General features: G+C 60.2%; 13 protein-coding genes. 11 read left to right on the forward strand and 2 right to left on the reverse strand.

The window, feature by feature from the left end; genetic code table 11:
- Positions 1-94: 94 nt before the first annotated feature.
- The 11 genes from GGD46_RS12305 to GGD46_RS12355 all read left to right on the forward strand — a co-directional run bounded on the left by GGD46_RS12305 (position 95) and on the right by GGD46_RS12355 (position 10,738).
- Positions 95-949: an RNA methyltransferase gene (locus GGD46_RS12305; protein ID WP_184704114.1), complete on the forward strand. Its 855-nt coding sequence runs from the start codon at positions 95-97 to the stop codon at positions 947-949.
- Positions 930-1,730 carry a glutamate racemase gene (gene murI / locus GGD46_RS12310; protein ID WP_184704276.1) on the forward strand — a complete coding sequence of 267 codons (801 nt, stop codon included), beginning with the start codon at positions 930-932 and terminating at the stop codon, positions 1,728-1,730. The genes GGD46_RS12305 and murI overlap by 20 nt, the downstream gene beginning before the upstream one ends.
- Positions 1,731-1,732: 2 nt before the next feature.
- A complete protein-coding gene (locus tag GGD46_RS12315; protein WP_184704278.1) occupies positions 1,733-2,197 on the forward strand; it encodes a GNAT family N-acetyltransferase in 465 nt (154 codons plus the stop codon).
- Between the two features lie 74 nt (positions 2,198-2,271).
- The gene (locus GGD46_RS12320) at positions 2,272-3,417 is read left to right on the forward strand and encodes an alpha-hydroxy acid oxidase (RefSeq protein ID WP_184704116.1); all 1,146 of its coding nucleotides are present in this window, start codon (positions 2,272-2,274) and stop codon (positions 3,415-3,417) included.
- Positions 3,418-3,653: 236 nt separating this feature from the next.
- The gene (locus tag GGD46_RS12325) at positions 3,654-5,171 is read left to right on the forward strand and encodes an ATP-binding protein (RefSeq protein WP_184704118.1); all 1,518 of its coding nucleotides are present in this window, start codon (positions 3,654-3,656) and stop codon (positions 5,169-5,171) included.
- A gap of 232 nt (positions 5,172-5,403) precedes the next feature.
- Complete coding sequence (rpsD, locus tag GGD46_RS12330; protein WP_004108946.1) at positions 5,404-6,021, forward strand: 30S ribosomal protein S4; 618 nt, start codon at positions 5,404-5,406, stop codon at positions 6,019-6,021.
- A 71-nt stretch (positions 6,022-6,092) separates the two neighbouring features.
- Positions 6,093-7,022, forward strand: coding sequence for a glutaminase (locus GGD46_RS12335; protein ID WP_184704119.1), 930 nt, complete (start codon positions 6,093-6,095; stop codon positions 7,020-7,022).
- Positions 7,023-7,082: 60 nt separating this feature from the next.
- Entirely contained in the window at positions 7,083-7,979 is an 897-nt protein-coding gene (gene ttcA, locus GGD46_RS12340) for a tRNA 2-thiocytidine(32) synthetase TtcA (RefSeq protein WP_184704121.1), read from the forward strand.
- 68 nt (positions 7,980-8,047) lie between these two features.
- Entirely contained in the window at positions 8,048-8,875 is an 828-nt protein-coding gene (locus GGD46_RS12345; protein WP_184704123.1) for an inositol monophosphatase family protein, read from the forward strand.
- A gap of 16 nt (positions 8,876-8,891) precedes the next feature.
- The gene (locus GGD46_RS12350; protein WP_184704125.1) at positions 8,892-9,716 is read left to right on the forward strand and encodes an inositol monophosphatase family protein; all 825 of its coding nucleotides are present in this window, start codon (positions 8,892-8,894) and stop codon (positions 9,714-9,716) included.
- Positions 9,717-9,814: 98 nt separating this feature from the next.
- Positions 9,815-10,738 (forward strand): adenylate/guanylate cyclase domain-containing protein, encoded by a 924-nt coding sequence (locus tag GGD46_RS12355; RefSeq protein WP_184704127.1) that lies wholly within the window; start codon positions 9,815-9,817, stop codon positions 10,736-10,738.
- A gap of 32 nt (positions 10,739-10,770) precedes the next feature.
- Here GGD46_RS12355 and GGD46_RS12360 read toward each other — a convergent pair whose 3' ends face one another.
- A complete protein-coding gene (locus tag GGD46_RS12360) occupies positions 10,771-12,054 on the reverse strand; it encodes a multidrug effflux MFS transporter (protein WP_184704130.1) in 1,284 nt (427 codons plus the stop codon).
- A gap of 13 nt (positions 12,055-12,067) precedes the next feature.
- On the reverse strand, positions 12,068-13,300 hold the full coding sequence (locus GGD46_RS12365) for a multidrug effflux MFS transporter (protein WP_184704280.1): 1,233 nt from the start codon (positions 13,298-13,300) through the stop codon (positions 12,068-12,070).
- Between the last annotated feature and the right edge of the window lie 131 nt (positions 13,301-13,431).

A 13,431-nucleotide genomic window follows, 5' to 3' on the forward strand; every position in this document is an offset into this window, starting at 1 on the left:
AGCCTGCGCGCAAAAACCTTGCCGATCGGTTGGTGTGCCGCTATTGCGACCCGTAAATGGCGCGGCTGGGTTCGCGTGCGGAGATTTGAGCACCATGGCAGGTACGAACAGCGAGCGTCAACTTCTGGCCGAAGGGCCGGCCGTCATTCTGGTCGAGCCGCAGATGGGCGAGAATATCGGCATGGTGGCTCGCGCCATGGCGAATTTCGGCCTTGCCGAGTTGCGGCTCGTCAATCCGCGCGATGGCTGGCCGAACGAGAGGGCGCAGGCCACCGCTTCCAAGGCGGATCACATCATTGAAGCGACGAAGGTCTACGACACGCTGGAACAGGCGATATCGGATCTCAACTTCGTCTATGCGACGACCGCGCGGGAACGGGACGGCTACAAGCCGGTTCGCTCGCCAGTCGTTGCGGCCGAAACCCTTCGCGCGAAGTTCAAGGCGGGCGAGGGCACCGGTATTCTCTTCGGGCGCGAGCGCTGGGGCCTGACGAATGAGGAAGTGGCGCTGGCCGACGAAATCGTCACCTTCCCGGTCAACCCTGCCTTCGCTTCGCTTAACATCGCGCAAGCCGTGCTGCTGATGTCCTATGAGTGGATGAAATCGGGCATGGAGGATCTTGGTGCGGTGCCGTTCCAGGCGCTGGAACAGCGACCCTCGACGAAGGATCAGCTTTTCGGCCTTTTTGACCAGTTGGAGGAAGCGCTCGATGCGCGCAATTATTTCCATCCCGCCGGGAAAAAGCCGAAAATGGTCGACAATCTTCGCGCAGTCCTCTCGCGCAGGGCGTTTACCGAGCAGGAAATCAGCGTCCTTCGCGGGGTGATCTCGTCTCTCGACCGCTTCACGCGGAAGTCTCCGCGCGGCAGCGGCTCGCATCCCCGGCCCAGCAAGACGTCCTCCAAAGCGCCCAAGGAAACCACCAGTGATGACAGCAGCGGCGAATGAGCTGAAACCGGTCCTTGTCTTCGATTCAGGGATCGGCGGTTTGACCGTGTTGCGCGAAGCGCGGGTTCTGATGCCGGAACGCGGTTTCATCTATGTCGCCGACGATGCCGGTTTTCCTTATGGCGGCTGGGAAGAGCCGGCGCTGAAGCAACGCGTCGTCGATCTCTTTGCAAAGCTGCTTGCGCAATATGATCCGGAAGTCTGCATCATCGCCTGCAATACGGCCTTCACGCTTGTCGGGGCTGATTTGCGCGCGGCTTTTCCGCAGATGACCTTTATTGGCACGGTGCCGGCGATCAAGCCGGCTGCGGAGCGGACGCGTTCAGGCCTAGTTTCGGTGCTGGCGACGCCAGGCACGGTCAAACGAGCCTATACGCGCGATCTGATCCAGTCTTTCGCCACCCAATGTCATGTCCGGCTTGTCGGATCGGAAAATCTGGCGCGCCTCGCGGAGAGCTATATTCGCGGCGATGCGATTGCCGACGAGGCTGTCATGACGGAGATCGACCAGTGCTTCGTCGAGATGGATGGCCGCAAGACCGATATCGTCGTGCTCGCCTGCACACATTATCCGTTCATGGCCAATATTTTTCGTCGGCTGGCGCCGTGGCCGGTCGATTGGCTGGATCCCGCTGAGGCGATCGCGAGGCGCGCCCGCAGCCTGGTGCCACAAGCGGCCGATGCGGTCCATCCCGGCAATTTCGACTTTGTGGTGTTCACGTCAGGTGCGCCGGATTTTCCCACCCGCCGGCTGATGCAGGGTTTTGGACTGAAGGCTTGATGATGACCGACAAGATTTCGTTGCGTAAACTCGAATTTGCCGACATGCCGGCCGCTGCGGCGGTCCACCGTGCTTCCTTCGACGAGCGGTTGCCGACGCTTAGCGGCCTTCATACGCCCGAAGAGGATGTCGGTTTCTGGAGCGCCGTCGTCTACAAGGATTGCCAGATCTGGGGCGCAGAAGAGGACGGCCGATTGGTGGGCGTCATCGCCTTTCTCGAGGATTGGATCGACCAGCTCTATGTTTTGCCCGAGGCCCAAGGGCGCGGCATCGGCAGCCGCCTGCTTGATGTGGCGAAATCCAGCTATCCGGTGCTCTCGCTCTGGACCTTCCAGAGAAATGCGCCGGCACGCCGCTTTTACGAGAAGCACGGCTTCTTCGTGGTTGACGAGTCGGACGGGGCAGGCAATGAGGAAAAGGAACCGGATGTGCTCTACAAATGGGAAGCACGTCTGCACCGGATGTAATGCAAGACCGGTATGAACGACGGGATTAGCGGGAGTTCGATAGTTGATGTCTTTTGAGAATGCCGAGGCAAGCCATGCGCCTGCGTGAATGCTACAACTTCCATGATTTTCGCCTGCTCGCGAAAAAGCGTCTTCCCGGCCCGATCTTCAACTATATCGACGGCGCAGCCGACGATGAGGTGACGCTGCGACGAAACACATCGAGCTTCGAAAGCTGCGATCTCGTTCCCAACGTCCTGCGTGGGGTGAGTGAGATCGATATGTCTGTCACCGTCATGGGACAAAAGCTCGCGACGCCATTCTACTGCTCGCCGACGGCGCTGCAGCGGCTGTTTCACCATCAGGGCGAGAATGCAGTTGCCGCCGCTGCGGCTTCTCTCGGAACGATGTTCGGGGTCTCTTCGCTCGGCACCGTCAGTCTTGAGGAAATACGCAAGAAGTATCAAGGCCCGCAGGTCTATCAGTTCTATTTCCATAAGGATCGCGGGCTGAACCGGGCGATGATGGAGCGGGCGAAGGACGCCGGCGTCAATGTGATGATGCTGACCGTTGACAGCATCACCGGCGGCAACCGCGAGCGCGATCTGCGCACCGGTTTCTCCATTCCGTTCAAGCTCAATCTCGCAGGCCTTACCCAGTTCGCTATCAAGCCTGCCTGGGCGCTGAACTATGTCACGCACGAGAAGTTCCGGCTGCCGCAGCTCGACGAGCATGTGGATATGAGCGGCGGCGCCATGTCGATCGGCAAGTATTTTACCGAGATGCTCGATCCGTCGATGAACTGGAACGACGTCGCCGAAATGGTGAAGCATTGGAACGGGCAGTTCTGCCTGAAGGGCATCATGTCGGTCGAAGACGCCAAACGTGCCGTCGACATCGGCTGCACCGGCATCGTGCTCTCGAACCATGGTGGGCGACAGCTGGACGGTTCTCGCTCCGCATTCGATCAGCTGGCCGAGATCGTTGACGCCGTTGGTCATCGCATCGACGTGATGATGGACGGCGGCATTCAGCGCGGCACGCATGTCCTGAAAGCGCTGTCGCTCGGCGCCAAGGCGGTCGGCCTCGGCCGTTTCTATCTTTATCCTCTGGCTGCCGCCGGTCAGGCGGGCGTGGAGCGCGCATTGCGGCATCTGCGTACCGAAGTCGAGCGCGACATGAAGCTGATGGGCTGCACCTCCGTCAGCCAGCTGTCGCGGGCCAATCTGCGGTTCAGGTAGATCTCGCAATCGCCTGTGGGTTTCCTCAATCCACGGGCGCGAAGCTTGGAAATCTTTGCTAGAGCAATTCCAGGAAAAGTGCGCAGCGGTTTTCCGTCCGAAATTGCGTTAAAAGAATACGAGATAGAGCATTTTCGCGATTCGAAGAAAAGCGGAAGTGCTCTAGACGGAGGCTCGTCCTTTCAGAATGATGGGACGCAGCCGCATTTGATTCTTGATCATATAGGGGAAGTGCATTGCAGGTCGGCATCGACATGGGAACGGCGTCCGGCGGGACCAGCGCCCAGCTCGATATCGAGGAGCTGCTGGCGACGCGTCTCCTGGTCCAAGGCAATTCCGGCTCCGGAAAATCGCACCTTTTGCGGCGGTTGCTTGAGCAATCCGCGCAATGGGTGCAGCAGGTCATCATCGATCCCGAAGGCGATTTCGTCACGCTGGCCGACAAGTTCGGCCATGTGGTTGTCGATGGCGAGCGCACGGAAGCTGAGCTTGCCGGTATCGCCAACCGCATCCGCCAGCATCGCGTCTCCTGCGTGCTGACGCTGGAGGGGCTCGATATTGAGCAGCAAATGCGCGCCGCCGCCGCCTTCCTCAACGGCATGTTCGATGCCGATCGCGAGTTCTGGTATCCGGTGCTTGTCGTCGTCGACGAGGCGCAGATGTTTGCGCCGTCGGTCGGCGGTGACGTCTCGGAAGATGCACGCAAAATGTCGCTCGGCGCGATGACCAACCTGATGTGCCGTGGTCGAAAGCGCGGGCTTGCCGGCGTCATCGCCACGCAGCGCCTGGCAAAGCTTGCCAAGAACGTGGCGGCAGAAGCGTCCAACTTCCTGATGGGCCGCACCTTCCTCGATATCGACATGGCCCGTGCCGCCGACCTTCTTGGCATGGATCGCCGGCAGGCGGAAATGTTCCGCGATCTGAAGCGCGGCAATTTCGTCGCACTTGGGCCGGCGCTTTCGCGTCGCCCGCTGCCGATCGCGATCGGCACGGTGGAAACCTCGGCGCGTTCTTCCAGCCCGAAGCTGATGCCGCTGCCGGATGCGCCGCAGGACGTGGAAGATCTGATCTTCACGCCGGATCCCGAAGAATTTACACGACCCGCCGTTCGCCGCGCCACGCCGGCGCCGCGTCCGACGACCGATATTCTGGCCGAGCTTTCCCGCTCGGTGCCAGCCGCAGGACCGGCACCTTCGGAGTCGAAGGTCAGCCAGCCGGAATTATCGAGCGAGGATCGTGAAGCGAGGGTCAGCGCCGTGCTCTCCGAGATCCTTGACGATCCAGCGTCAGGCTTCCGCACGGATTCAGTGCTCTATCAGGAATTTCTCGTGCGGCTGCGCATGCGCCGCGTCCCTGGCTCGCCGATGAGCTTGTCGGAGTTTCGCCGCCGCGTGGCGATTACGCGCTCCGGCGCCGACGAAGAGATCATGGCGACGGAGCAATGGGCGACGGCGCTCTCGCTTTCTTCCAGCGTCACCGATGATCTGCAGGGCGTTTTCCTGATGCTGGCCAAGGCCGCCATCAGTGGTGAGCCGTGCCCCTCGGACGCGCGCATCGCCCGTGCCTACGGCACCCATTCGGCCCGTCGCGCGCGGCGTCTTCTCAGCTATTTCGAGGAGCAGGGCAGCGTCGTCGTCCACACGGATTTCTCCGGTAAGCGTATCGTCGCCTTCCCGGATATGGGATGCCAGACCGCTCCGGGCGATGCCAATGCGCCTGATCTGGATGGCGGCGAGCAGGCAGCTGCGGAATAGCTGCCCTATTCTCGTTGAAGAGCGCTTGGCGCTGTTGACATTTTCATGACGACCGCTTAGAGACCGCCCAACGCCGGGCAGAAATGTCCGGTGTTTCATTTGACATGTCCCGTGGCTTCGTCCGTTCGCGAACGTGAGAAGCCTGTCAGAGCTCGAAAACGGAGTTCAGAGGAGGGCGTGTTTCCTTCGCGGTTCGGCAACGGGCCGCCACAACACTTTGAAAGGAAATGCGATGAGCAAGCGCGAATCGTCCAAGTACAAAATTGACCGCCGTATGGGCGAAAACATCTGGGGCCGTCCGAAGTCCCCGGTTAACCGCCGCGAATACGGCCCGGGCCAGCACGGCCAGCGCCGCAAGGGCAAGCTTTCGGACTTTGGTGTGCAGCTGCGCGCCAAGCAGAAGCTGAAGGGCTACTACGGCGACCTGCGCGAGAAGCAGTTCCGCGCCATCTTCGCTGAAGCTGACCGCCGCAAGGGTGACACCTCGGAAAACCTGATCGGCCTGCTCGAATCGCGCCTTGACGCGATCGTCTACCGCGCCAAGTTCGTTCCGACCGTCTTTGCTGCCCGTCAGTTCGTAAACCATGGTCACGTCACCGTTAACGGCGTTCGCGTCAACATCGGTTCGTACCGCTGCAAGGCTGGCGACGTTATCGAAGTTCGCGAAAAGTCCAAGCAGCTCGTAACCGTCCTCGAGTCGGTTGCCCTGGCTGAACGCGACGTTCCGGACTACGTCGAAGTCGACCACAACAAGATGGTTGCGACCTTCGCCCGCGTTCCGGCTCTCAGCGACGTACCGTACGCTGTCGTCATGGAACCGCATCTGGTCGTCGAATTCTATTCGCGTTAATAAGCGGATAACTTTCTTGATGAATGAAAAGCCGCTCGGTTCGAGCGGCTTTTTTGTCTTTGGAGCGCCTCATGACGGATTTGCAGGCTATTCTCGACGGCATTCATGCGGAGCTTTCGCCACGCATTGGCGAAGGCAAGGTTGCCGATTACATTCCCGAACTGGCGAAGGTCGATCCGAACCAGTTCGGCATGGCGATCGCAACGGTCAATGGTGATGTCTACAGCATCGGCGATGCTGCAATTCCTTTCTCCATTCAGAGTATTTCCAAGGTCTTCATGCTCACCCTTGCGCTCGGCAAGGTCGGGGAAAGCCTCTGGAAGCGGGTGGGGCGTGAGCCTTCCGGCACGGCCTTCAACTCGATCGTGCAGCTCGAGCGGGAAGAAGGCATTCCCCGCAATCCCTTCGTCAATGCCGGCGCGATTGCCGTCAGCGATGTCGTGCTGGCCGGGCACGAGCCGCGTGAAGCGATCGGCGAGCTCTTACGCTTTGTGCGTTATGTGGCCGACGACGAAACGATCAGCATCGACGACAGGGTTGCGCGCTCGGAGACGCAGACGGGCTATCGCAATTTTGCGCTTGCCAATTTCATGCGCGCCTACGGCAATATCCATCATCCGGTCGAGCATGTGCTCGGCGTCTATTTTCATCAATGCGCGCTGTCGATGAGCTGCCAGCAGCTTGCCAAGGCGGGGCTCTATCTCGCCGCGCGGGGCAGCAATCCGATCACCGGCCATTCAGTCGTTTCGCCAAAACGGGCGCGACGGATCAATGCGCTGATGCTGACCTGCGGCCATTATGACGGCTCCGGCGACTTTGCCTATCACGTCGGCCTGCCGGGCAAGAGTGGCGTCGGTGGCGGCATCCTGGCGGTTGCTCCGGGCATCGGCTCGATCGCCGCCTGGTCGCCGGGGCTGAACAAGGTCGGCAATTCGCTGCTTGGGGCCGTGGCGCTTGAAATGCTGGCGGCACGTACGGGCTGGTCGGTGTTCGGCGATTGATACGGTGTCTTCTCGCGCTGCTTTCTGCTATCAGCGTGACGACCTGCAAGGAATGACGGAATGAATATCGCGACGACGGTGAAGGATGAAATCGATATCGAGGCCGAAGATGGCGGCTCTGCCGTTCATCCGATGTTTTCCGATGCGCCGCGTTCTGTCTCCTTCAACAAGCTTCGCAAGCGGCTGCTGCGGCAGGTTCGCCAGGCTATGGAAGACTTCCAGATGCTGAAGGGGCAGAAGCGCTGGTTGATCGGTCTTTCCGGCGGCAAGGATTCCTATGGTTTGCTGGCGCTGCTGCTTGACCTGAAATGGCGTGGTCTGCTGCCTGTGGAATTGGTTGCCTGCAATCTCGACCAGGGCCAGCCGAATTTCCCGAAACATATTCTGCCCGAATATCTGACGAAGATCGGCGTCACGCATCGCATCGAGTATCGCGACACCTATTCCATCGTGAAGGAAAAGGTGCCCGAGGGTGCAACCTATTGCTCGCTCTGTTCGCGCCTGCGTCGCGGCAATCTCTATCGCATCGCCCGCGAGGAAGGTTGCGACGCGCTGGTGCTCGGCCATCATCGCGAAGACATTCTCGAAACCTTCTTCATGAACTTCTTCCATGGTGGACGGCTGGCTTCCATGCCGGCGAAACTTCTGAATGACGAGGGCGATCTGATGCTGCTGCGTCCGCTCGCCTATGCCGCCGAGGACGATCTCGCCAAATTTGCGACCGCCATGCAATTTCCGATCATTCCCTGCGATCTCTGCGGTTCGCAGGACGGCCTGCAGCGCAACGCCATGAAGGACATGCTTGCCGATATCGAGCGGCGCATGCCGGGTCGCAAGGATACGATGTTGCGCGCGCTGGCGCATGTGAACCCTTCACATCTGCTGGATCCGAAACTCTTCGATTTCGCCGGCCTGATGGCCGCAGGATCCTCTGCGGAGCCATCTGACGCCGGATAAGTGGTTTCGCCACACCACTGTCATCGAATCGGGCATAAGAGGAGGCCCTTCCAAAACAAAGGCTTCCGATGACTTTCTCCGATACAGATCTCGACTACCTGATGACAATCGTCGCCGAAGCGGCGGCGCAGGAAATCATGCCGCGGTTCCGCAATCTGGGCGCCGGTGACATATCGGAAAAGACCTCGGCTATCGATCTGGTGACCGAAGCCGATTTGCTGGCGGAAAAGCACATTACCGTAGCGTTGAAGGCGCGTTTCCCGGGCGCCCTTATCGTTGGAGAAGAGGCTTACGAGACCAACAAGTCCGTGGTGCCGGCGCTCGCACATGCGGATCTCGCCTTTACGATCGACCCGGTCGACGGCACGTTCAATTTCGCGGCCGGGCTTCCCGTGTTCGGCACGATCGTCGCCGTGGTCGCCAAAGGCCAGACGATCGCAAGCGTCATCTATGATCCCGTTCTCGGCGATACGATAACCGCGATACGCGGAGCCGGTGCTTTTCTTCGCCGGCAGGCGGGGCAGGCGAGGCGACTTTCCGTTGCTCCGGCGGCACCTTTGAGCGCGATGACCGGGGCCATATCCTGGGGGCATATGAAGGAGCCCGATCGGTCCCGCGTCGGTGGGAATCTGCGGAAGGCCCGCATGGCTTTCGCGCTGAATTGCTCCGCCTACGAATATTGGATGGTGGCGTCAGGCAAATGGCACTTTATCGGTCATTCCACGCTGATGCCCTGGGATCATCTTGCTGGGGTACTGGTGCACCAGGAGGCTGGCGGCTATACGGCAAAATTCGACGGCACGCCCTACCGGCCCGGCGAAACGACCGGCGGGATCATCTCTGCGCCGGATGAACATAGCTGGCACATAATTCGCCGCGAAATCATCGGCGACTGACAGGAAAGGACCAATCATGACTTCGCTGGTTGACGTTACCACACTTGCCCATGTGTTGCGCCGCGCGGCGCAGACGGAGATCCTGCCACGTTTCCGCAGGCTCGGCAGTGACGACGTTCGCGCCAAGAGCGAAGCCACCGATCTGGTCACCGAGGCTGACGAGCGTGCCGAACGGATGGTGAAGGCCGAGGTTTCGCGACTTTGGCCGGAAGCCTTGTTCATCGGCGAGGAATCCGTCGCGGCCGACCCGGCGCTGCTCGACAAGCTGAAGGACGCCGATCTTGCCATCATCGTCGACCCCGTCGACGGCACCTTCAACTTTGCTTCCGGCATTCCCGCTTTCGGTGTGATGGCTTCGGTCATCTCCAAGGGAGAGACGGTCGCCGGCATCATCTTCGATCCGATGGGTGACGACTGGGTGCTTGCCGAGCGCGGCGGCGGCGCATGGCTGCGCCGCCCAGACGGCGAAATGCTACGCCTGAAAACCACGCAGGCCGTGGCACTGGAGGACATGGTCGGCATGGCGTCGACAGGCTTCCTGCCGAAGGAGAAGCGGGCGGAGATCATGGGCAATCTCGCCAAGGTCCGCTACTCCACTAACTATCGATGCGCCGCGCATGAATATCGCACGCTTGCCGGCGGCCACGTTCACTATCTTATGTATAACAAGCTGATGCCCTGGGATCATCTGGCCGGTTCGCTGATCTCGCAGGAAGCTGGTGCCTATGTGCGCCGTTTCGACGGCACGCCCTATCTGCCGCATCATCTCGACGGTGGGTTGCTGATCGCGGTGGACAAGGGATCCTGGGAATTGCTGCGTCGCGAAGTCTTCACCGTGTGACGGACCCGCAACGCGGCTACTTGGAAACTGGAGCCGGGCGGGCTATCCTTGCCGCATAGGCAAGCAGCCTGGTCGGCCCTTGCCAAAGGATGAGGCAGATGTCCGAAACGAGCCGCAAGCTTACCACCATTTTCTGCGCCGACGTGCAGGATTATTCGCGCCTCATGGGAAGGGACGAGGAGGGTACGCTTGCGACCCTCCGCCGCTATCGTGACGCCATGAAAAGGCTGATCGAGGCGCGTGGCGGTCGGGTCATCAATACCTGGGGTGACGGCGTTTTTGCAGAATTTCCAAGCGTTGTCGAAGCGGTGCGGGCGGCGATCGACGTTCAGAACGAGCTGGCCGGGTACAACGCCGCCATGGACGCTGAGAAGCAGATGCTTTTCCGTATCGGCCTCAATTTGGGCGACGTGATTGCCGATGGCAACGATCTCTATGGCGATGGCGTCAACATAGCTGCGCGATTGCAATCGCGCGCTGTTGCCGGCGGCATTGTCATTTCCAACACGGTTTACGATCAGGTCCGCAACAAGGTTGCGGTCGGCTTCGATTTTCTCGGCCAGCTGGATGTCAAGAATATCGACGGTGGCGTGCCGAGCTATGCGGTGCGGGTCGGCGGTGTGCAGGTTGCCGACACCACTTCGGACTATCGGGCCGCACCGGAACCCTACCGCGCGCCTGAGGCTTCTATCGGCGAGCCCGTGATACAAGATTGGCGGCGGAGCTTTGGCGTGCCGCTAGTCATCTGCATCGGTCTTGCCATGCTCAATGGGCTGAGCTGGCACGGAGAGTTCTGGGCCAAATGGCCAATCCTCGCCATTGCATGGGTGGCTGCGCTTCGCTTTGTTCGTAGCAATAAGCAGATCGATACGGCCATTGCCGCTCTTGCCGTTACCGGTGTCGGCATCGTCATGATCAATCTCTTCACATGGCATGGAACGCCATGGGCAATCCTGCCATTGCTCGGGCTCGGTATCGCAGCTGCGCTGCGCTGGGTAAGCCGCCCACGCAGCCGCGTCTAGGATTACGCGTCCAATATTGGCGGCCCGTCGGACTAGACGTGACCCATGCCCGGCTCCAGCGCCGGCGTATCGCCGGGATGGGTGAAGAGCTTGCCCCGTTCGGCCCATAGCGTTGCCAGGATCGTTAGTGCACCGAATATGGTGAAACCGGCGATCATCGGCTGGGCGGTCCCATCGAACATCTGGCCGACGATGCCGCCCAGGAGAACGCCCACCGTGGTTGAGACCGAGCTGGTGATCGCAGCCGCCGTGCCCGCCAGGTGTCCCATCGGCTCCAGGCTGATGGCCATGAAGTTGGTGGTGATGACCGCAAACATCATCAGCATGACCGAGATCAGCACATAGATGAACGTGAAGCTCGGCTGGCCGAACATGCCTGCGACGTAGCCGATGGCGCCCAGAACGGTGAAGATGATCATCGCGGCATGCGATATGCGTCTCATGCCGAAGCTGCGGACGAAATAGCCGTTTGCGAACTGCGCGACGGCCGTGCCGGCAGCCGTCGCCGCAAAGGCGATCGGGAACGAATCTCCGAGACCGTAGACTTCGCCGAATACCTGCTGCACCGAGACGATGTAAGAGCAGATCACGCCGGTATAGAGCGTAAGTCCGATCATGTAACCGCAGGTGATGCGGTTCGTCAGAACCGTCTTGAAGCCGGAAAGAACGGAGGCGACGGAGAGCGGCAGGCGCTCTTCCTTCGGCAGCGTTTCCTTCATGCGGAAGAAGGCCACCAGAACGAGGCCGGCGCTGACGATGCCGAGCAGGATGAAGATCCACTGCCAATTGGAATAGGCAACAATCACCTGGCCGACGAAAGGCGCTACCATCGGCATGATCATGAAGACGATCATGACATAGGACATGACGCGCGCCATTTCGCGGCCGCCGAAGCAATCGCGGACAATCGCCAGTGTCGTGATGCGCACGGCCGCGGCGCCGACGCCCTGTGCAAAGCGCATCGCGAGCAGTGCGAAAAGGCTGCCGCTCCAGGCCGCAGCAAATAGCGTCACCGTATAGAAGGCCAGGCCGCCGAGCAGGATGCGCCGCCGGCCATAGGTGTCCGACAGGCTGCCGAAGAAGAGCTGGCAAATGCCGAAGCCGAGGAAATAGACGCCGATGACGAGCTGGGTGTCATTGGGATTGGCGACATGGAGCGACTGGCCGATGTTCGGCAGTGCCGGCAACATGCTGTCTATGCCCATGGAGATGCTCGCCGTCATCAGGGCAATCGTGATGATGAACTCGACGATGCCGAGGCCGATGCGGTTGGCGCCAGTTGGCGCCGATGTTTTCTGTTCTTGAGGCGGGGTCATATGAATTTGCCTATCAATGCAAAGCGAGGGACTGGTCAGCCGGCGGCGGCGCATTGTGCGGGCGGAACAGCTTTCCCTTTTCGGCGATCAGCACGAAGACGACGCCGATGAGGGAAACGGTGAAATAGCCGATGACCATCGGTGTTGCCGTGCCGTTGTAAAATTGCCCTATGCATGCGCCGATCGACGCGCCGCCAACCGTGCTCATGAAGCCGAGTACGGAGGATGCCGTGCCGGCGACGTGGCCGAGGGGTTCCATCGCGAGAGAGTTGAAATTGGAGCCGATCCAGCCGAACTGGAACATGGCCAGCGCGAAAAAGATCATGAACAGCGGGAATGGCATCGGTGACGGTCCGTATAGCTGCACCAGCAGCCAACAGAAGGTGATGCCGACAAAGCCGAGCAGCGCCGTGTGCGACAGCCTTCGCATGCCGAACCTACCGACGAACTGGGAGTTGACGAAGGACGAGAGTGCCATGAAAGCCGCCACGCCGCCGAACGCCAGCGGTGTATAGGCGCCGAGGCCGTAGATATTGTTGTAGATCTGCTGCGCGGAATTGATGAAGCCGAACAGCGCGCCGAAAAGGAACGTGCTGGCGATGGTGTAACAGAGCGCAACACGGTTCGTCAGAACGATCTTGAAGCCCGATGCGACGGACTTGATCGTCAGCGGACGCACGTTTTCCGGCTTCAGTGTCTCGGGAAGCCGGAAATACATCCATGCGCCCACGAGCATCGCCATGACGCCGATAAAGACGAAGATCATGTGCCAGGTGCTGACCAGCAGGATGATCTGGCCGCTTCCCGGCGCGATGACCGGAACGATCATGAACACCATCATGATCAGGGACATCACTTCGGCCATGAGGCGGCCGCCGAAGACGTCACGGACGATGGAAATGGTAATGACGCGGGTTGCTGCCGAGCCCAGGCCCTGGATAAAGCGAAGGGCGAGCAGACCGCCGAAGGACGGTATGAGCGCGATGCCGAAAGCGGAGACAACGTAGATTGCAAGGCCGATCAGCAGCGGCAAGCGACGGCCGAAACGATCCGACAGCGGACCGTAGATGAGCTGTGCACCACCGAAGCCGATCAGGTAGGCCGTCACCACGAACTGGCGATGATTTTCGTTCAGCACACCAAGGCTGGAGCCGATCTGCTGAAGGGCAGGGAGCATGATGTCGATTGCAAGCGAATTGGTTGCCATCAGGAAGGCCGCAAGTGCGATAAACTCGCGCTTGCCCATGGGCAGTTGCCCATGGGACAGAGCCTGGGATGAAGTCGTCACGGTATTATTCCCATAAACATATCAAGGCGCTGCTCGGCAGCAGCGCCTGATCGATCGAACTGGACTATGGAAACCGGACGAAGAGCCCG

This window comes from Martinezella lusitana, assembly GCF_014207095.1.
In the GTDB taxonomy this organism is placed as follows: Bacteria; Pseudomonadota; Alphaproteobacteria; order Rhizobiales; family Rhizobiaceae; genus Rhizobium; species Rhizobium lusitanum_B.